This window comes from Arthrobacter oryzae, from assembly GCF_030718995.1.
GTDB lineage: Bacteria > Actinomycetota > Actinomycetes > Actinomycetales > Micrococcaceae > Arthrobacter > Arthrobacter oryzae_C.
On record NZ_CP132204.1, the window covers coordinates 1,371,095 to 1,388,835 of the forward strand.

Below are 17,741 nucleotides of genomic sequence, written 5' to 3' on the forward strand. Positions count from 1 at the left end.
CGTTGGATTCATTCACGGCTGCCTGATTTCATCCGGCGTTACAGCGGTTCATTTCCCGTCATTATCCTCCCGGCGAGGGTTTTTGTAACTGCACCCCGGCGCCGGGCGCACACGCAGCGGCAGGGCACCGGCGGCGCGGTGGTGCCGGGTCCCGTTACGGAAGATGACGACGACGGCGGTGCGGGCCGCCGTCGTAAGTGTTACGTTTTTGGGGAGTAATGAGAACCGGTGACAAGCCCTGACTGGCCGGTCGGCAACCCTCCTTCCGCGGCGGGGTGCCTCAGGTGAATACTCGGCATATCGAACCATTCGACCTGCAAGCGTGAGAGAAGGAGATCCGTCGTGTCTGACGCACCCGCATCACTGGCCCCGGCTACCGAACCGGCCCCCGCCGGCCAGGAACATCCGGCCCAGGACCTGCCCCAGGAAAAGCTGGCCTACCGGCTCATCACCGGCCCCGATGACCGTTCGTTCTGCGAGCGCATCTCCGCGGCCCTGGCCGACGGCTACGTTTTGCACGGGAGCCCGGCAGCCACGTTCAACGGCAGCAGCGTGATCGTGGCGCAGGCCGTGGTCCTGCCGGCAGCCATCGCCAGCTCGGATGCCGCAGTGGCAACCGCGGTGGACGAACTTGAGTTCGACGCCGAATTCCCGGGGGAAGGGTTCGAGGACGAAGGTTTCGAGGGGCACGCGTGAGCTACGCCGGAGACCTGAGCCCGCAGGACGCCTGGGCCAAGCTGGAACAGGGCGCAGTCCTGGTGGATGTCCGCACCGAAGGCGAGTGGGCCCATATCGGCATCCCGGACACAAAAGCCACCGAAAACGATCCCCTCTTCATCCAGTGGACCTTCCCGGGCGGCATCCCCAACCCGGACTTTGTCGACCAGCTGAAGCAGCAGGCACCGGAGGACACCGGCGTCGAACTGGTGTTCCTTTGCCGTTCCGGCGTCCGCTCCGTGGCCGCGGCAATCGCCGCCACACAGGCCGGCTTCACCGCCTACAACGTCCTCGAAGGCTTCGAAGGCGAACCGGACCGCTACGGCGAGCGCACCGTCAACGGCTGGAAGAACCGCGGACTACCCACCAACCTCGGAAAGAACTAAGTGACTTTCAATCCCGACGCCGCCGCCTGGAGCCCCGACACCCAGGCTGTCCGCGGCGGCCTTGACCGCACCAACTTCCAGGAGACGGCCGAGCCGATCTTCCTCAACTCCGGCTTTGTGTACGAATCCGCGGCAGCGGCCGAGCGCGCGTTCACCGGCGAGGACGAACGGTTTGTGTACTCCCGCTACGGCAACCCGTCGGTGGCCACGTTCCAGGAGCGGCTGCGCCTGCTCGAGGGCACGGAGGCGTGCTTTGCGACGGCGTCCGGCATGTCCGCCGTGTTCACGGCCCTCGGCGCGCTGCTGGCTGCCGGCGACCGCGTGGTGGCTGCCCGCTCGCTGTTCGGCTCCTGCTTTGTGATACTCAACGAGATCCTGCCCCGCTGGGGCGTCGAAACGGTGTTCGTGGACGGCCCGGACCTGGAGCAGTGGCGGGCTGCTTTGGCAGAGCCGACGACCGCCGTCTTCTTCGAGTCGCCGTCCAACCCGATGCAGGAAATCGTGGACATCGCCGCCGTCAGCGAACTGGCCCACGCGGCCGGGGCGACGGTCGTCGTCGACAACGTCTTTGCCACTCCGCTGCTGCAGCGCTGCGGCGACCTCGGCGCGGACGTGATTGTGTACTCCGGCACCAAGCACATTGACGGCCAGGGACGGGTCCTGGGCGGCGCCATCCTGGGCACCAAGGAGTTCATCGACGGCCCGGTCAAGCAGCTCATGCGCCACACCGGGCCCGCCCTTTCAGCGTTTAACGCCTGGGTGCTGACCAAAGGCCTGGAAACCATGGCGCTGCGCGTCAACCATTCCTCCGCCTCCGCCCTGCGCCTGGCCGAGTGGCTTGAGAAGCAGCCGGCTGTCAGCTGGGTCAAGTACCCGCTCCTGACGTCGCACCCGCAGTACGAGCTGGCCGCCAGGCAGATGAAGGCCGGCGGCACCGTGCTCACCTTCGAGCTCTCGCCGTCCGCCGGGCGTTCGGCGAAGGAAGCGGCCTTCGCCCTGCTGGATGCGCTGCGGATCATCGACATCTCCAACAACCTGGGCGACGCCAAGACGCTCATCACCCACCCGGCCACCACCACGCACCGCGCGATGGGTCCGGAAGGCCGTGCGGCCATCGGGCTGAGCGACGGCGTGGTCCGGTTGTCGGTGGGGCTCGAGGATGTGGACGACCTTACCCGCGACCTGGAGCAGGCGCTCAAGCAGATCTGACCGGCGCGCCCGACCAGCGCAGGTAAGAACAGAGACCAAAGCTACGGTACTGCGGCCGGACCAAACAGAGTGTTCACTACCTGTTTGGTCCGGCCGCACTCAGGTGTCTAGCTCCCAGTGCAGCCGGATCGCTTCAGCTATGGGACCGGCGGCAACATCCACCCGGAAGGCCACCGGCGCCGTGCCGGTCTCCTCGATGACGGCGTCGTGGTAGACGCGGCCGCAGGCGGGGCACAGCGTGTAGAGGTCCTCGTCCCCGGGCCACTCCGCCAGCCCGGCAGGAACGGGAGTGTCGTCACCCAGATGAACGGGCATGCCTTCGGCGTTGGCCTGGATCAGTCCTTCGTCGCTGACGGTGTTCCCGCAGACGCAGGTAATGGTGGTGACATCGTGGCCGGTGACTTGTGCGAATTCGGTTTCCATGGCGCACTCCGGGGTAGTAGGAACCTGGTCAGGACTGGCGAACGCGCAACAGCACCGGCGCCGCCTCGCGCGCGGCGGCGGCTTCGGCCTGGCGCATGGTGACATTCACTGCATGGGCCACCACGGCGGCCAGCCCGGAGGCAGCGTCCGACGTCGCGTCAAGGTTCTCCTGCATGGCGCGGCGCTGCTCTTCCGAACCGGTCCCCCGGTCCAGGATTCTCCGCACGCCTTCCCGGGCCAGTTCCAGCTCGCCCTGTTCAGCCAGGACCGGCGCCACGTAATCCACCAGGGCCTCCGCCACTTCCGCGGCGGGAGCCGGACGGAAGGTGCCGAAATCGAGCAGGTCGCTGCGAAGCCCGCAATTGCTGGCCTGCCAGGCGGCCATCCGCAGGAGCACGGTGGGTACAGGGGCCGGGTCCACACCGGACCGCCACTCCCGGCTTGCCGATTCCACCAGTCCGCGCACCAGGACGGCAATCAGGGCTGCGTCCTCGGCCTGCAGGCAGACGTCGGCCACGCGGACCTCCACTGTGGGGTGGTTCCTGGAGAGCCTCGCATCGAAATAGATCATGCCCTCGTCCAGGAGCACGCCGCTGTCCAGCAGACGGGTGACCACACGCCGGTACATGGAGTGGGTGCCGAAGATCTGGGACGGCCCCGACGTCGGCCAGCGGTTCCAGGCCTGCGTGCGGTAACTTTCGAACCCGGTCTCCACGCCGTTCCAGTATGGCGAGTTGGCGCTCAACGCCGTGAGGACCGCCAGCTTGTCCCGGATCCGGTCGATGACGGCAACGCCTTCTTCGGGGGACTCGACGAACGTGTGGACGTGGAACCCGCAGGTCAACTGTTCATGGACGGTCAGCCCGAAGCGCTCCTGCATGGTGGCGTAGCGGGGGTTCGGCGTGGTGTGCGTCGTGGAGGCAATCGGCGAAGTAGCGAGCGCGGCCACCCGCGCATTGTGCTTCTTCGCGGCGGTGTCCGCCAGGGCTCGGCCCTGGCGGATCTGCAGGAGCAGCTCCGCATAGTCCAGGCACGGGCGGGTCTGGGTCTCGATCTGCTCAAGCTTAAGCTCAGCCGTCAGCCCCGTGTCGCCGTCGGGCCGGGCAGGATCGTGGGGGTCCGGGATCCGCGGCTTGTCCGGCGCGTCGTCGGCAGCGAGCTTCCGCCCTGTCAGGAGGGCGTCCGCCAGCGCCAGCGGCTCCCCGGTCACGGGGTCCACAATCAGCAGCTCTTCCTCAACCCCGAAAGTTCGCATGCATACATTGTGCCCCCGTGACGCGCTGTTAGACAGGAGCCGGGACTGGACAGGGCCGGATACTGGAGCGGCACCGCAACGGAGCCGTCATCCAGCCACCGTACGGTCAGTCCTGGAAGTACTCGATCTTCGCGCCGATGGTGTTGAGGCGCTCGGCCAGGTCCTCGTATCCGCGCTCAATCACGTAGATGTTGCGCAACTCGGAAACCCCGCGGGCCGCCAGCATGGCCAGCAGGATGCAGGCGGCCGGCCGGAGGGCCGGAGGGCAGCCCACTTCCGCGGCGCGCCACCGCGTGGGTCCGTTCACGTAGATCCGGTGCGGATCCAGCAGCTGGACGCGGGCTCCCAGCTTGTTCAGCTCGGTCAGGTAAATGGCGCGGTTCTCGTAGACCCAGTCGTGGATCATGGTCTGGCCTTCGGCGTTGCCGGCAATGACGGCGAAGAAGGGCAGGTTGTCGATGTTCAGCCCGGGGAACGGCATGGGGTGGATCTTGTCCGCGGGAGCATGCAGCACTGAGGGCTTGGTGGTGACGTCCACCAGCCTGGTGCGCCCGTTGCGGGCAAAGTACTCGCCGGAGATTTCCAGTTCCTGGCCCATCTGTTCCAGGGTGGCGAGTTCGATCTCCATGAATTCGATGGGGACCCGGCGGATGGTGACCTCTGAATTGGTCACGATGCCGGCGGTGATGAGGCTCATCGCCTCAATGGGGTCCTCGGACGGGAAGTATTCAATGTCGACGTCGATGGACGGCAGCCCGGTGATCTTCAGCGTGGTGGTGCCGACGCCGTCGATCTGCACGCCCAGGCCCTGCAGGTAGAAGCAGAGATCCTGGACCATGTAATTGGGGCTGGCGTTGCGGATCACGGTGGTGCCGCGGCGGTGCGCAGCCGCCATGATGGCGTTTTCGGTGACCGTGTCACCGCGTTCGCTCAACACAAAGGTGCGGTTGTCGCCGTCGGCCGGTGGTGCCTGCACGGAGTAGAAGCCGGACGTGGCCTCCACTGACAGGCCGAACTGGCGCAGGGCCTGCATGTGCGGCTCCACGGTGCGGGTGCCCAGATCGCAGCCGCCCGCGTACGGGAGCCGGTACTCGGCGGACTCGTCCAGGAGCGGCCCCAGCAGCATGATCACGCTGCGGGTGCGGCGGGCAGCGTCCACGTCCATGGAATCCAGGTCCAGGACGGCGGGGCGGCGGATCTGCAGGTCATTGGCGTTGAGCCAGGTGCATTCGACGCCGATGCTGGTGAGGACCTCAACGATCCGGTTCACTTCCTCGATCCGGGCCAGCCGGCGCAGCGTGGTGGTGCCGCGGTTGATGAGGCTGGCGCAGAGAAGGGCCACGCCGGCGTTCTTGCTGCTGTTGACGTCCACTGAACCGGAGAGCGTGCGGCCGCCTTCCACCCGGAGGTGCGTCATCTGCGGCCGGCCCACCTTGACGATACTGCGTCCCACGATGGCTTCGAGCCGCTGGATCATCTTGAGGCTGAGGTTCTGCTTGCCCTGCTCCATCCGGGCGATGGCGCTTTGGCTGGTGCCCAGCTCGCCGGCAAGCTGCCCCTGGGTCCAGCCCTTCTCAGTGCGGGCATCGCGGAGCAGCAGGCCTACGTGTTCAGCAGTCTCTTGAGTCATAGGAAAAAAATATCACGCATGAGCTATTTCAGCGCGCAAATCACCCCGCACTGCCGCCAAGGTCACAGATTATTCTCCTGATGCGATATGGCGACGCGAACCATGCAGTTTACTGCTCGAGGAACACCATGTTCCACGTGCCCGCCCCTACTGCCGCGGACACGGCCGAAGCGGCAATCAGGAGCCCTCCGAGCACCACCCAGATGTCCAGCGTGCTGAACGTCGATTCACGTGCCCAGGTCCGCTGCGCACCGCCGAACCCCCGCGCCTCCATGGTGACGGCGAGGCGGGACGCCCGCCGGACGGCCTGGACCAAGAGTCCGAAGCTCTGCCCCAGGGTGGCCCGGAGCCGCTGCGCCGGGCTCCCGTGCGAGCCCACACCGCGGGCACGCCGGGCCATGCCGATGGTCTGCCATTCCTCAGCCATCAGGCCCACAAGCCGCATGGCCGCCAGCGTACCCAGCACAAAGCGGTGCGGCAGCTTCGCTTTCTGCGCCAGGGCGTCGGCCAGGTCCGTGGGGTCCGTGCAGCTCATCAGCAGCACCGCGGGCAGGGCGATCGCCACGCCCCGCAACAGGAATCCCAGCCCCAGCTCCAGCGAACCTTCGCTGATGGACCAAATGCCGACGTCGAGCAGGATCCTTCCGGTGTCCGGCGCCAGGATTGAGGTGCTCCAGCCGCCCAGCGCTGCCGCCAGTATCAGCGGCCAGCCCCGCTGCCAGAGCAGCACGACGGTCAGCCCGGCCAGGGGAAAAAGGAGCAGCTCAAAGGCAAGCGCAACAGAGGCGGACACCCAGTCGATGGACAGCGCCAGCACCACAGTCATCAGCATCACGACGGCGAACTTGGCCAGCGGATTGGCCCGCGTGAGCAGGGCATGGTTGGCGCCCAGGGTCAACGCTTCCCTCACGGTGCGGTCACCTCCGGGTTGTGCAGGCCGGGTTTCAGCGCAGCAAGTTTGAGTTCAGGCGCACCGAGTGTCAGCTCGGTGCCGCCCAGGACATCGCTGAACTCCTGGTCGTGCGTCACGGACACCACAGCGGTGCCGGCGTCGAGGAGCTCGGACAGGAAGGATGCCAGTTCCGCCCAGGTGTTGGCGTCCTGGCCGAAGGTGGGCTCGTCGAGGATCAACACGCGGGGATGGGCGGCCAGCACGGTGGCGACGGACAGCCTGCGCTTCTCCCCGCCCGAGAGCGTGTACGGGTTCGCGTCCACCAGCTTGCCCAGCCGGAGGCGTTCCAGGAGTTCATCCACGCGTTCCTCGCCGTGCCCCAGGTGCCGCGGGCCGAACATCAGCTCGTCCAGCACCCGGCCGGTGACGAACTGATGCTCCGGCTCCTGGAACACGGTGCCGATCCGCGAAATAAGCTGCTCCGCCTTCCACTTGTACGGATCAATGCCCGCGCCTTCGCTGAGGTCCACCGTCGCGGAGACCTTGCCTTCCACCGGCCGGAGCAGCCCGGCCAGGGTCAGCGCAAACGTGGACTTGCCGGAACCGTTGGGGCCGGTGATGGTCAGCGCCTGCCCGGTCCGGACCTGCGCCGTGATGCCGGACTGCACCGGGACGGGCGGGACGGCCTTGAAGCCCCTCCGGCGGGGACGTTCGCGGGAGACGGCCAGGTGCTCCGCTGCCAGCAGGAGGTTCCCGTTACCCGGCACTCCCCCCGAGGCCACGCCCGCGGGCGCCCCGGCATCACCGGGTGCTCCGCCCGCGGCACCGGACCGCGTCCGGGTCGCCGGGACGTACCCGGGCACCCAGACGCCGGCGGCGATGAGCAGGTCCCGCGCCTGTGCCAGGACCTGGTCCGGGGCGCCGTCCAGGAGCACTGCAGAATCCGTGGCGGATCCCGGCTGCAGCACCACGATCCGGTCCACGAGGTCTTTCCACACGCCGACGCGGTGTTCCACCACCACCATCGTTGCCCCGGTCTTATCCAGGCACCGGCCCACGGCGTCGCGGACTTCCAGCACTCCGGCCGGGTCAAGGTTGGCGGTGGGCTCGTCCAGGAGCAGCAGTCCCGGGCGCATGGCGAGGATGCCGGCGAGCGCAAGGCGCTGTTTCTGCCCGCCGGACAGGGCCGACGTCGGGTGGTCCAGCGGCAGGTGCGCCAGCCCGACGTCGTCGAGCGCCTCCCCGACGCGCGTCCAGATGTCCGCGCGGGGCACGGCAAGGTTCTCGGCGCCGAAGGCGACGTCGTCCCCCACCCGGGAGAGGACAACCTGCGTCTCCGGGTCCTGCTGCATCAGGCCGGCGGACCCTCGCCGGGCACGCGGCGGGGCGCCGTCGATCAGCAAGCTGCCGGTCTCGTCGGAGTCCTCGGCGTCCGGCGTGCCCCCGTGGTGGGCGCCGGCGTCGCTGTCTCCAAGCACGCCGGCGAGGGCGTGCAGCAGCGTGGATTTACCGGCGCCGGACGGACCGAGCAGCAGCACGCGTTCGCCCGGCCGGATGTCCAGGTCCAGGCCGCGGACGGCCGGCAGGGACCGGCCGGCGTGCCGCCAGCCCCAGCCGCGCGCCGTGACCGCTGCCGGGCGGACGTAGTCCGACGATGTCATGAGCAGTGTGCGTTCATCAGGAGAAGACGGGCTCCGTTGCTGCCTTGCGGGAGGCGAAGGAGCTGAGCACACCGGTCCTGGCCAAGCCGCGGGTGGCGATCCAGGACAGTGCACCGGCGATGACGGCTCCGGAGATGGCGGTGAAAATGATGTACGCCAGCTTGTCGCCGGCAGCGTAGGCGATGTTCCAGCCCCACGGAGCGAACGAGTCGTTCAGGCCACAGAAGAGGCCTGCAGCGGCACCGGCCAGCAGCGACACGGGCAGGTTGAACTTCTTGTACACGAACACCGCAAAGATGATCTCCGCACCGAGCCCCTGCACGAAGCCGGAGAACAGCACCGACGCACCGTACTGCGAGCCCATGATCAGTTCTCCCGTGGCGGCTACCGATTCACAGAACAGGGCGGCGCCCGGCTTGCGGATGATCAGCATGCCCAGGACGGCGGGAATCATCCAGCCGCCGGCAATGAGGCCGGTCAGCGGCGGGTACACGGCGTTCATGGCCGGCGAAACCGCGGCGGCCCCCTGGGACCAGGCCCAGAAAATGACGCCGCCGGCCACTGCGATCAACGCGGCAACCACAATGTCCACCACACGCCAGCTGCGCTTGCTGTGTGGCAGTGTCTGCTTTGCAGAAATATCAGTCATGTCTTCCTCCTGAGGTACAGGAGGGGAGAGTGGTTGCCGGCGGGGCCGCGGCTTCCGCCGCCTGCTGCCGGTCACTCTGAGAACTCGACTCCCTTGCGCCGGTACTAACCGGATCAGGTTCGAGGGTCTGCGGCTGTCCGCACTCTCAGCGCCCGCCTCCGGTTCCCTGGACTTTTCCAGTGATGCCCGACGGCGACGCTCCCCTGTCGTATCAATTCGCCCTTGTGGGCGTGCATAAGTTTACACCCGCGGGCCCGCCGAATCCCGGGGCCGGTGTCACAATCGGCGGTGATCCGGCGGGGCTGATGCGGTTAGGCTAGGGGAAGTCCTGTTTCCGCCGTCTCCCACCTGTAAGGGGTACTGGATATGAGTTTCTTCATCAAGCTGTTTGGGACCGGAGTAAGCCTGCTGGCCGGGTTCGCCGGCACCAAGGCCGTCGACGTTGTCTGGGAAAAGGTCACCGGCCGGAAGCCCCCGAAGGGCGACAAGGATGACGTCCCCACCACCCTGCGCACCGCCCTGACCTTCGCGCTGATTTCGGCGGCTGTCAGCGCCATCATCCAGGTCCTGGCCAACCGCGGCACCCAGCGTGCGATCACGCGCTTCGCCAAGAGCCAGGACATCGTCTAGGTCCCAACCCAACCCGAGTTTTTGTCCAGATAACGCGAGCTAACCGGCCTCCACGTCGCGTTATCTGGACAAAAACTCTTTGCAGAGTGATCCCTAGGCTGATCCGCGCTGGTGGTCGTCCCCGGACCGCTTGCCCGGGTCCTGCGGCTCGGCAGTTTTCTTGTCGGCGGCCTTCAGCACCACGGCTTCCAGCTCGTCCACCGTCAGGAGCTCCCTGTGCAGGTGCTTGGTGCGGTAGCCGGCCCTTCCCACCATGTGCGCGGACACCGGAACGGTGAGCACCTGGAAGATCCACGCCACGAACAGCACCGGCCACACCCACCAGGTCCGCAGCTGCAGGCCCACCGAGGCCAGCAGCAGGAAGAGCCCCAGCACCTGGGGCTTGGTGGCCGCGTGCATCCTGCTCATCAGGTCCGGGAAGCGCAGCAGGCCGATCGCCGCGCCGAGGGACATCACGGCGCCCACCACCATAAAAACAGCCGACACCGTGTCAATGATGGCGTCCACGGAAGATGGTTCAGGATTCATTGGGCTGCTCCCGCCGGTCGGCCACGAAGCGCGCCACGGTCACTGATCCGATGAACCCGATGATGGACAGCGCCACCAGCAGCATCAGGTTGTTCAGATGCCTGTTCACGGCCATGTCGATGCAGAGCGTGGCGCCGATGATGGCCAGCAGCACGTCCGAGGCCAGCACCCGGTCCAGCAGGGACGGGCCGATGGCGATCCGGACGATGGCCCCGGCTGCCGCCAAGGACAGGATCACGGCCGTTACGGTCAGCACGATGTCCATCATGCGTCCACCTCCTGTTTCAGTGCGGCCAGTTCCTCTCTGGTGCCCATGATCCGGATCAAAGCCGCCTCGGCATCCCGGACCTCCTTGCGCAGGTTCACGATGTCCTCTCCGCTCCGGACGTTCAGTCCGTGAATGTAGAGCGTGGAGGTGGAGCGGTCCACCTCCACCACCAGAGAGCCGGGAATCAGCGAGATGACATGTCCGGTGGCGGTGACCATCAGATCCGAGTGGCTGCGGAGCCGGACCGCGACGACGGCGTTGGTCACCTTGGGCCCGCGGGCCACGGCCAGGTACAGCACCTGGAAGCTGGCGGCCACCACTTTGCCCAGGAAAACGATCGCGAACGGGACGGCCCGCAGAACATTGAACCGGCCCCCCAGTTCCACCGGAGGCAAGTAGAACAACCGCGCCACCACCACGGCGATGAGGGCTCCGAACAGGAGGTTTCCGGGGCTGAAGTCCTGCCAGAGCGCACCCCATACAAAGACCAGCCAGACGAGCAGGGGCAGTTCCTGCCGGATGGAGATCCGCCGGCGGTTCATTTCTGCCCCCCGAGCTGCAAGTCCACCGGCTGCGAGTCCACCGGTTGCGCAGGTTCAGGCTGGGGTGGTTCAGGCTGCGCGAGCGGGGGCACGGGAGCGTTCTCGCCCAGTACCGCCTGGATGTAGGAGGACCTGTCCAGCATGTCCACGGCGGACTGGTCCGCCACCCGGAACAGCGGCCCGGCGAAGACGGTAAGCGCGACGCCGAAAGCGACGAGCCCCATCGTTGATCCCACCATGGTCCGCGGCAGCAGCGTGACATTCCGTTTGCCCGCACGGTCGCCCGTGTCGGCGTCCTCAGGGTCCGCCAGCAGCACGGGGTCCGGGTTCTCGGCGTCCTCGGGCTTGCGCCAAAACGCTCGGTTCCACACGCGGGCAACGGCCAGCAGCGTCAGCAGGCTGGTCAGGACACCGCCGATCACCAGGGCGTAGGCAAGCGGAGTGCCGAGCTCCACACCGGCCTGCAGCAGCCCGAGTTTGCCGAGGAACCCCGAGAACGGCGGGATGCCGGCAAGGTTCATGGCCGGGATGAAGAACAGCAGGGCAAGCACCGGGGACAGCTTGGCAAGTCCGGCTACGCGGTCGATCGACGAGCTTCCGCCGCGCCGTTCGATCAGGCCCGTGACAAGGAAGAGGCTGGTCTGGATGGTGATGTGGTGGGCCACGTAGAACACGGCGGCGCCCAGGCCGGCCACCGAGGACATGGCCAGCCCGAACACCATGTAGCCGATGTGGCTCACCAGGGTGAACGAGAGCAGACGCTTGATGTCGCTCTGGGCCAAGGCGCCCAGGATTCCCACCACCATGGTCAGCAGGGCCGCCACCATCAGCGGAGTGTTCAGCGAGTCCCCCGGGAAGAGGAGCGTCTCGGTGCGCACCATTGCATAGACGCCCACCTTGGTCAGCAAGCCGGCAAACACGGCCGTGACGGGGGCCGGCGCGGTGGGGTACGAGTCAGGGAGCCAGAAGGACAGCGGGAAGACAGCCGCCTTGATGCCGAAGGCCACCAGCAGCATCACGTGCAGCAGCATCCGCGTCCCGGAATCCAGGTCCGCGAGCTTGATGGCGAGGTCCGCCATGTTGATGGTTCCGGTGGCACCGTAGATCATGGCGATGGCGATCAGGAACAGAACGGACGACACCACGGAGACCACCACGTACGTGACGCCGGCGCGGATGCGGGGGCCTGTACCTCCGAGGGTCATCAGCACGTAGCTTGCCGTCAGCAGGATCTCGAACCCCACGTAGAGGTTGAAGAGGTCTCCTGAGAGGAACGCGTTGGACACCCCGGCCACCAGGATCAGGTAGGTGGGGTGGAAGATCGACAGCGGCGCGTCCTGGTCGCCGTCGGCCATTCCCTGGCCGGTGGCGTACACCAGGACGGCGAGGCTGACCGTGGAGGAGACCACCAGCATCAGGGAGGAGAACTGGTCCACCACCATCACGATGCCCCACGGCGGCAGCCAGCCGCCGATATTGACGGCTGCGGTCCCGCCGTCCCAGACCGAGGCCAGCAGCACGCACTCCAGCAGGAGGGTCAGGGACAGGAGCGTGATGCTGACGGCCCGCTGGGCCCGCGAGTGCCGGATCAGCACGAACGTCAGTGCGGCACCGAGGATGGGAAGTACGACGGCGAGCGGGGCAAAGCTTGCGATGTTCACTTCACGCCTCCTTCCGGGCCGGGGGTCACGTTCTGGGAGCCGGGCTGCTCTTCGGCGGCGGCGTCCTTGGCTTTGATCTTGTGGTCGCCCGCCTTCACGGTGCCGGTCTCGGAGTCTCCGGAGCCGGACATGCCCGAATTGGATATTCCCCGGCCGTCGGAGCCCACCATGGTCAGCGGAAATTCGGACGTTTCCACGGGGATCTCGGAATCGTCCTCGGCATCGAAGCTGGGGGTTTCGGCAACGCGGATATCCTCGACGTCGTCTTGGATCTCATCGCGGCGGGCCAGCACCCAGGTCCGGTAGATGATGCCCAGCATGAACGCGGTCACGGCGAAGGAGATCACGATCGATGTCAGGATCAGGGCCTGCGGGAGGGGGTCGTTGTAGTCCCGCGGGTCAGTGTCCTTGCTGAACATCGGGGCCAGGCCTGCGTAGCCGCCGGTGGCCAGGATCAGCATGTTGGTGGCGTTGGCCAGCAGCATCAGGCCCAGCAGCACCCTGGTGAGGCTGCGTTCCATGATCAGGTAGATACCGCACGCATAGAGCGCACCCATGACGGTCAGCAATGTCAGGTTGACGCTCATGCCTTCCCCCTCCCGGTGGTTTCGGCGGGAACTTCATCCGCTTCCTGCGCCGGGGTCTCGGCTTCAGGGTTTTCTTCAAAGTGCTCGTCGATCTCCGCGCCCAGGCTCCGCAGCACGTCCAATACCAGTCCCACCACCACGATGTAGACGCCGATGTCGAAAATGGTGGAGGTGACGAACTTGATGTCGCCGAACACGGGCAGCCACAGCTCGATGATGGCGCTCTGGAACACCTGGCCGCCCAGCAGCAGCGGAACCACCCCGGACGCCGCAGCCGTGGCCAGGCCGATGCCCAGGAGCGTCCCGGCCCCGACCGGAGTGGCCTCCCGCAGTTCGAAGCGGCCGCCCGCGAGGTAGCGGATGGTGAGGGCCAGCCCGGCGGTCAGTCCGCCGGCGAACCCGCCGCCCGGCAGGTTGTGGCCGGCCAGCAGGAGGTAGATGGAGAAGACGATCATCGAGTGGAACACCAGCCGGGTGACCACTTCGAAGATGATGGAGCGGCGCTCGGGAGCCAGGGTGCGTCCCGCCACGAGCCAGGCGTCCCGGGTGGAGGCGGCAAACTTGCGGCTCAGGGCCAGCGCGGCACTGTCCCGCGAGCTCTGGCCGGCTCCGGACCGCCGGCCCACCGTCCCCTCGGCCACGGAGGACGAGGCCCGGATGCCGTCGCCGCGCCCCTTCACGAAAATGAGGCTGGCCACGCCGGTGGCTGCCAGGGCGAGCACGGAGATCTCGCCGAAGGTGTCCCACGCCCGGATGTCCACGAGGGTGACGTTGACGATGTTCAGTCCCCCGCCGCCTTCATACGCGAGCCGCGGAAACTCCAGGGACACAGGCGTCGCGATCCGCGCGCCCATGGCGTAGATGGCCACGAAGATCATGGTGAGCCCGAAGGCCGCCCCGATGATCACGCGGATCACCCGGTATTTGCCGCCGGTGCGGTCCCGGAGCTCCGCGGGCAGGCTGCGCATGGCCAGGACGAATGCCACCAGGATGATGGTTTCCACCAGCATCTGGGTCAGGGCCAGGTCCGGGGCGCCCTGCAGGGCGAACATCAGGGCAATCCCGTAGCCGGTCACGGAAACCATCAGCACCGCGAGGAACCGCTTGTTGGCCTTTACGGCGGCCAGCGCACCGATGACGATGCCGGCTCCCGCCACCAGCTGCAGCGGGGAATTCGGATCGATGAAATAGAGGTTGTCCGGCAGGGGCTTGCCGGCAATGAGCAGGGCGGTGAGCGGCAGCGCGAACGCCACGGTGAGGATCACGGCCAGGTAGAAGAACAGCGAACCACGCTGTGTGCGCCCCGTGACCCAGACGGCGACGTCGTCCAGGGCGCCGATCGTCATCTGGTAGGCGCGGTCCCCGTCCACCCACGCCGGGACCCTGCCCTGGGCCCGTGCAACGAGGTTCCGTCCGTAGTACATCGCCAGGCCGAGCGCGAAGGTGATGGCCGTCAGTCCCAGCGCGGGAGTAAGCCCGTGCCACAGCGCAAGGTGGCCCGCCGCAGCGGCCGGGTCGCCGCCGTCGTGCACGAATTCCGCAGCGTACGGCTGGATCCACGCGTCCACCGGTGCCGGCCACAGCCCGTAGACGATGGTGAGCAGGCTCAGCACGGCCGGGGCGGCAAGGAAGGACGGCTTGATGGCCTTGAACGGCGTGGGGTCGAGGCCCGGTTTCGACGCGAAGGCGCCCCACATGAAACGTGCACTGTAGGCGAAGGTGAGGATGGACCCCAGGACCAGCCCCGCGAGCACCACCAGGCCCCAGGCGCCCGGCTGCCCGCTGGAATCAGGGGAGGTGCCGTAGTGCACGAAGGCCTCGAACACCGATTCCTTGGCTACAAAGCCTGCCAGCGGCGGGATGCCTGCCATCGAGGCGGCACCGATGGCAGCAACAACAGCAAGGGCACGGGAGGACTTGTAGACGCCGGACAGCTTGCGGAGGTCACGGGTCCCGGACTGGTGGTCGATGATGCCCACCACCAGGAACAGGGTGGCTTTGAAGAGGCCGTGCGCCAGCAGCAGGGCCAGCCCGGCCAGCGCTGCGTCCGGTTTGCCGAGGCCAACCACCATGGTGAGGAAGCCCAGCTGGCTAACCGTGCCGTACGCGAGGATGAGCTTGATGTCGGTCTGCCGGAGCGCCCGGTACCCGCCCACCAGCATGGTGGCCAGGCCCAGCCCCAGCACCATGGGCAGCCAGTACGCCGTCTCGGCGAACCCCGGCGCCAGCCGCGCCACGAGGTAGACGCCGGCCTTGACCATCGCCGCGGCGTGGAGGTAGGCACTCACGGGGGTGGGGGCCGCCATGGCTCCGGGGAGCCAGAAGTGGAACGGGATGAGCGCCGACTTCGTCACGGCACCGATGAGGATCAGTACGACGGCGGCAGCCACGGCATCCGCTGCCGGCCCGGCGGCCAGCACGGGAGCCTGTTCCAGGATGGCCGAGATCCGGTACGTTCCGGCGCTGGAGCCCAGGACAATAAGGCCCACCAGCATGGCCAGGCCGCCCGCCGTGGTGACCATCAGCGCCTGGAGCGCGGAGCGCCGCGCGGAGAGCCTGGTGCGGGCGTAGCCGATCAGCAGGTAGGACAGGATGGTGGTGAGTTCCCAGAAGATGAACATCAGGAGCAGGTCATCGGCCGTGACCAGGCCGAACATCGCCCCGGCGAAGGCCAGGAGCTGGGCGCCGAAGCCGCCGAGGTTGCTGTCCTTGTTCTTGAAGTAGCGCGCACAGTAGACCAGCACCAAGGCGCCCACTCCGAGCACCAGCAGGGACATGATCCAGGCCAGCGGGTCCATCCGGAAGGCGAGCTCGATCTTCAGTTCGGGAATCCAGGGAATGATCTCCGTGACGGCGCTTCCCGTGGACGAGTGTGCCCCGGAGGCCTGGCCGGCCGCGCCGGAATAGACGGCCTCACGCTGCAGGAGAAGCCAGACGAACGAACCTGCGGGGACCGCGGCCAGCGCGTAGAACGCGTTCCTGCGGAATTTTTTGAAGAAGAACGGCGCCACGGCAGCCACCGCGAAATGCACGGCAAGGACTGTGATCACTGGTATCTCCGCAACGTCAGGGATTCGATTGTCAAAAGTTGGAGCAGGCGGTCATTCGTCAGGTTCAGTGCCCACAGTTTATCAAGCGGTTGCAATCACTTTTGACATGACTCCGCGGCCTGCAGCACGGAATCCCCGTGACGCCGGGAAGGTTCCACCCTTCGTTCACTCGCAAATCGCTCCCCGTATCGCCGGGGGCGGATACCATTCAGCCTATGAACCGCGTCGCCGCCTCCCCGGCTACCCAGCCCCCGTCCGAACTGGAGTCCGGCACGAAGGCCGCCAGCAAGGGAAAGGTCCTTGCCTGGGCCGCCTGGGACTGGGGTTCAGCGGCTTTCAACGCGGTGATGACCACGTTCGTGTTCACCGTGTACCTGACCTCCAACGCCTTCGGCGGCGAGGACCAGGCCTCGGCCGTGCTCGGCGGAGCCTTGGCGATAGCCGGCGCTGCCATCGCACTCCTGGCCCCCGTGACGGGCCAGCGGTCAGACACCGGCGGCCGCCGGAAGCTGTGGCTGGGGGTGAACACGGCCGCCGTCGCCGTCCTGACCGGATTGTGCTTTTTCGTGTTTCCGCGCCCCGAGTTCCTACTCCTGGGCGTCACGCTCATCGCCCTCGGCAACGTCTTCTTCGAATTCGCCGGCGTCAACTACAACGCCATGCTGGCGCAGATCTCCACCCCGAAGAACATCGGCAAGGTCAGCGGCTTTGGCTGGGGAATGGGCTACCTCGGCGGCATCGTCGCCCTGCTGATCGTGCTGCAGCTGTTCGTCCAGCCCAGCTTCGCTTGGTTCGGCGCCTCCACCCAGGACAGCCTCAACATCCGCCTCGTCGCGGTGTTCTCCGCCCTCTGGTTCTTCATCTTTGCCTTGCCTGTCCTGTTCGCCGTACCGGAACTGCCCAGGCCGCAGCCAGGCGCCAAACTGGGATTCGCGGCCTCCTACGGCCTGCTGCTGCGCCGCATCAAGGCGATCTACCGGACCAGCCCGCACACCATCTTCTTCCTCCTCGCGAGCGCCATCTTCCGGGACGGCCTGGCCGCTGTCTTTACATTTGGCGGAATCATCGCGGCGGGAACCTTCGGCTTCGAGCTGAAGGAAGTCATTTTCTTCGCGATCTTCGGCAACATCGTCGCTGCCGTGGGAGCCATGATCGGCGGCTTCCTGGACGACCGGATCGGGCCCAAGGCCGTCATCCTCGGCTCGCTCGTGGGATTGCTGGTTGCGGGCACTGCCATCCTGGTCCTGGGCAATAGCAGCTACGTCTTCTTCGGCCAGGACTGGGCCGGCACCACCACCTTCTGGGTATTCGGTTTGTTCCTGTGCCTCTTCGTAGGTCCGGCCCAGTCGTCGTCCCGCGCGTACCTTGCCCGGCTGGCGCCGCACGGGGAGTCCGGGGAACTCTTTGGCCTGTACGCCACCACCGGCCGCGCCGTCAGCTTCCTGGCGCCGACACTCTTTACGCTCTGCATCGCGGTGGCCTCGCCGCTCGTGGCGCCGGGGGAAGCCCAGCGCTGGGGAATCCTCGGCATCATGGCGGTGCTGCTGGCCGGGCTGCTGGTGCTACTGCCGGTCAAGCCGCCCGGGAAAGTGGAAATCGCCGTGGTTCCGGCCGCCTGAGCGGGCGGCGGGGAAATAGCCGTTTCGACGCTCC

17 protein-coding genes and 2 riboswitches are annotated in these 17,741 nt (G+C 67.0%); of the genes, 5 read left to right on the top strand and 12 right to left on the bottom strand.

The window, feature by feature from the left end; all coding sequences use genetic code 11:
• Window positions 1-214 precede the first annotated feature (214 nt).
• Window positions 215-329: riboswitch (SAM riboswitch) on the top strand.
• A gap of 34 nt (window positions 330-363) precedes the next feature.
• From Q8Z05_RS06355 to Q8Z05_RS06365, 3 genes are read left to right on the top strand one after another with little or no spacing between them, the layout of a single operon-like run.
• Window positions 364-696 (top strand): DUF1737 domain-containing protein, encoded by a 333-nt coding sequence (locus Q8Z05_RS06355; protein WP_371745970.1) that lies wholly within the window; start codon window positions 364-366, stop codon window positions 694-696.
• Window positions 693-1,103 carry a rhodanese-like domain-containing protein gene (locus Q8Z05_RS06360; RefSeq protein ID WP_305942641.1) on the top strand — a complete coding sequence of 137 codons (411 nt, stop codon included), beginning with the start codon at window positions 693-695 and terminating at the stop codon, window positions 1,101-1,103. The genes Q8Z05_RS06355 and Q8Z05_RS06360 overlap by 4 nt, the downstream gene beginning before the upstream one ends.
• On the top strand, window positions 1,104-2,312 hold the full coding sequence (locus Q8Z05_RS06365) for an O-succinylhomoserine sulfhydrylase (RefSeq protein ID WP_305942642.1): 1,209 nt from the start codon (window positions 1,104-1,106) through the stop codon (window positions 2,310-2,312).
• 99 nt (window positions 2,313-2,411) lie between these two features.
• On the opposite strand, the gene Q8Z05_RS06370 is transcribed toward Q8Z05_RS06365, so the two are convergent.
• The 6 genes from Q8Z05_RS06370 to Q8Z05_RS06395 form a co-directional block, all read right to left on the bottom strand.
• Window positions 2,412-2,735: a hypothetical protein gene (locus Q8Z05_RS06370; protein WP_305942643.1), complete on the bottom strand. Its 324-nt coding sequence runs from the start codon at window positions 2,733-2,735 to the stop codon at window positions 2,412-2,414.
• A 28-nt stretch (window positions 2,736-2,763) separates the two neighbouring features.
• Window positions 2,764-3,990, bottom strand: a complete 1,227-nt coding sequence (locus Q8Z05_RS06375) for a glutamate--cysteine ligase 2 (protein ID WP_305942644.1) — start codon at window positions 3,988-3,990, stop codon at window positions 2,764-2,766.
• Between the two features lie 106 nt (window positions 3,991-4,096).
• Window positions 4,097-5,620 carry a UDP-N-acetylglucosamine 1-carboxyvinyltransferase gene (locus Q8Z05_RS06380; RefSeq protein WP_305942645.1) on the bottom strand — a complete coding sequence of 508 codons (1,524 nt, stop codon included), beginning with the start codon at window positions 5,618-5,620 and terminating at the stop codon, window positions 4,097-4,099.
• A gap of 109 nt (window positions 5,621-5,729) precedes the next feature.
• Complete coding sequence (locus tag Q8Z05_RS06385; RefSeq protein ID WP_305942646.1) at window positions 5,730-6,530, bottom strand: energy-coupling factor transporter transmembrane component T family protein; 801 nt, start codon at window positions 6,528-6,530, stop codon at window positions 5,730-5,732.
• Window positions 6,527-8,173: an ABC transporter ATP-binding protein gene (locus Q8Z05_RS06390; RefSeq protein WP_305942647.1), complete on the bottom strand. Its 1,647-nt coding sequence runs from the start codon at window positions 8,171-8,173 to the stop codon at window positions 6,527-6,529. Before Q8Z05_RS06390 ends, Q8Z05_RS06385 begins: the two co-directional genes overlap by 4 nt.
• A 16-nt stretch (window positions 8,174-8,189) precedes the next feature.
• Window positions 8,190-8,822: an ECF transporter S component gene (locus Q8Z05_RS06395; protein WP_305942648.1), complete on the bottom strand. Its 633-nt coding sequence runs from the start codon at window positions 8,820-8,822 to the stop codon at window positions 8,190-8,192.
• Between the two features lie 72 nt (window positions 8,823-8,894).
• A riboswitch (TPP riboswitch) is annotated at window positions 8,895-9,037 on the bottom strand.
• Window positions 9,038-9,188: 151 nt separating this feature from the next.
• Here Q8Z05_RS06395 and Q8Z05_RS06400 point away from each other — a divergent pair.
• Entirely contained in the window at window positions 9,189-9,452 is a 264-nt protein-coding gene (locus Q8Z05_RS06400) for a DUF4235 domain-containing protein (RefSeq protein WP_305942649.1), read from the top strand.
• A 93-nt stretch (window positions 9,453-9,545) separates the two neighbouring features.
• On the opposite strand, the gene mnhG is transcribed toward Q8Z05_RS06400, so the two are convergent.
• From mnhG to Q8Z05_RS06430, 6 genes are read right to left on the bottom strand one after another with little or no spacing between them, the layout of a single operon-like run.
• On the bottom strand, window positions 9,546-9,980 hold the full coding sequence (gene mnhG, locus Q8Z05_RS06405) for a monovalent cation/H(+) antiporter subunit G (protein ID WP_305942650.1): 435 nt from the start codon (window positions 9,978-9,980) through the stop codon (window positions 9,546-9,548).
• On the bottom strand, window positions 9,970-10,248 hold the full coding sequence (locus Q8Z05_RS06410) for a monovalent cation/H+ antiporter complex subunit F (protein ID WP_305942651.1): 279 nt from the start codon (window positions 10,246-10,248) through the stop codon (window positions 9,970-9,972). The genes mnhG and Q8Z05_RS06410 overlap by 11 nt, the downstream gene beginning before the upstream one ends.
• Window positions 10,245-10,790: a Na+/H+ antiporter subunit E gene (locus Q8Z05_RS06415; RefSeq protein WP_305942652.1), complete on the bottom strand. Its 546-nt coding sequence runs from the start codon at window positions 10,788-10,790 to the stop codon at window positions 10,245-10,247. Before Q8Z05_RS06415 ends, Q8Z05_RS06410 begins: the two co-directional genes overlap by 4 nt.
• A complete protein-coding gene (locus Q8Z05_RS06420) occupies window positions 10,787-12,451 on the bottom strand; it encodes a Na+/H+ antiporter subunit D (protein WP_305942653.1) in 1,665 nt (554 codons plus the stop codon). The genes Q8Z05_RS06415 and Q8Z05_RS06420 overlap by 4 nt, the downstream gene beginning before the upstream one ends.
• Window positions 12,448-13,038, bottom strand: a complete 591-nt coding sequence (locus tag Q8Z05_RS06425; RefSeq protein ID WP_305942654.1) for a Na(+)/H(+) antiporter subunit C — start codon at window positions 13,036-13,038, stop codon at window positions 12,448-12,450. Before Q8Z05_RS06425 ends, Q8Z05_RS06420 begins: the two co-directional genes overlap by 4 nt.
• Window positions 13,035-16,088: a Na+/H+ antiporter subunit A gene (locus Q8Z05_RS06430; protein ID WP_305942655.1), complete on the bottom strand. Its 3,054-nt coding sequence runs from the start codon at window positions 16,086-16,088 to the stop codon at window positions 13,035-13,037. The genes Q8Z05_RS06425 and Q8Z05_RS06430 overlap by 4 nt, the downstream gene beginning before the upstream one ends.
• A gap of 215 nt (window positions 16,089-16,303) precedes the next feature.
• Here Q8Z05_RS06430 and Q8Z05_RS06435 point away from each other — a divergent pair, with 215 nt between their 5' ends.
• Window positions 16,304-17,707 carry an MFS transporter gene (locus Q8Z05_RS06435; protein WP_305942656.1) on the top strand — a complete coding sequence of 468 codons (1,404 nt, stop codon included), beginning with the start codon at window positions 16,304-16,306 and terminating at the stop codon, window positions 17,705-17,707.
• Window positions 17,708-17,741: the final 34 nt, after the last annotated feature.